The sequence below is a fragment of the Streptomyces sp. CBMA123 genome (genome assembly GCF_014596465.1).
GTDB lineage: Bacteria > Actinomycetota > Actinomycetes > Streptomycetales > Streptomycetaceae > Kitasatospora.
Genome location: NZ_MECK01000503.1, coordinates 1 through 1,010, shown reverse-complemented (window position 1 = coordinate 1,010; position 1,010 = coordinate 1). Strand labels below are relative to the sequence as shown.

1 pseudogene is annotated in these 1,010 nt (G+C 80.3%); it reads left to right on the top strand.

The window, feature by feature from the left end:
* Positions 1–1,010 (top strand): annotated as a pseudogene (locus BG452_RS35450) (serine protease); the annotation flags it as partial.

Genomic DNA, 1,010 nt, shown 5'->3' with positions numbered 1-1,010 from the left:
CCGGTCGCCGCCGCGCTGCGCCGGGTCGCCGAGACCTGGGGCGCGCCCGCCCTGGACCCGTGGCTGCACCGGATCTGGCGCGCGCTGGACCTGCGCCCGCCGGGCAGCGAACCCGCCTGGTGGGCGGCCCGGTTGCTCACCGCCGGGCTCGCCGCCAGCCCCGACCTCGCCGAACACCGGGCGCTGCTCGACCAGTTGGCCCGCCGGATCGCCGAACGGGCGGCGACCGCCGGACGCTGGGAGACGCTCGACGGGCTGAACCGCTTCGGACCGGCGTTCTGGACCGGCCTCGGCCTGCCCGTCGAGGCCGAACTCGCGCTGCTGCGCCGCCTGGTGGCCGCCGACGGTCCCGGGCAGCACTTCCTCGGCGCGGTGGCCGAGCGGCTGCGCGCCGACCCGGCGGCGGTGCTCCCGCTGCTCTGCGCCTGGTTCGACGACCCGGCCGGGCTGCCGGGCCGACCCGGCCTGACGGTCGCCGACCTCGCCCACGACCTGCTGTACGCCCACCGCCGGCTGGCCCTGGACGAGTTGGCCGACGCGCTGGCCGACGCCGCGCACCCGAGGGCGGACGCGCTGCTCACCGTGCTCGCCGCCGAGGAGCCGTCCGCGCTCTGCCGCGCGGTCGACCGCTGGAGCCACGACCGGCGGCCCGAGCGGCACGTCGCGGCTGCCGTGCACGCGCTGCGGACCGCCCCGTACGCCGGCGGCGCCGGGGCCGGACTGCTGCGGTTCACCGCGCTGACCCTGCTCGCCCGCGAGGACGAACCGGCCCTGCACGGCGCCGCGCTGGCCCTGCTGGTCGGCGACCCGGAGACCCGGGCCGGGCACCTGGACGCCGCCCTCGCCCGCCACCGCGCGGGCGGCGACGCCTTCCTCACCCCGCGCGCCCTCGCCCCGGCCCTGGAGAGCGACCCGGAGCCCGTCCTGGCCGCGCTCGCCGACGGGTTGGAGCTCCCCGGCGCGGCCCCCGCCGAGACCCTGCGGGTGCTCGCCGACGCCAGGGCGCCGGT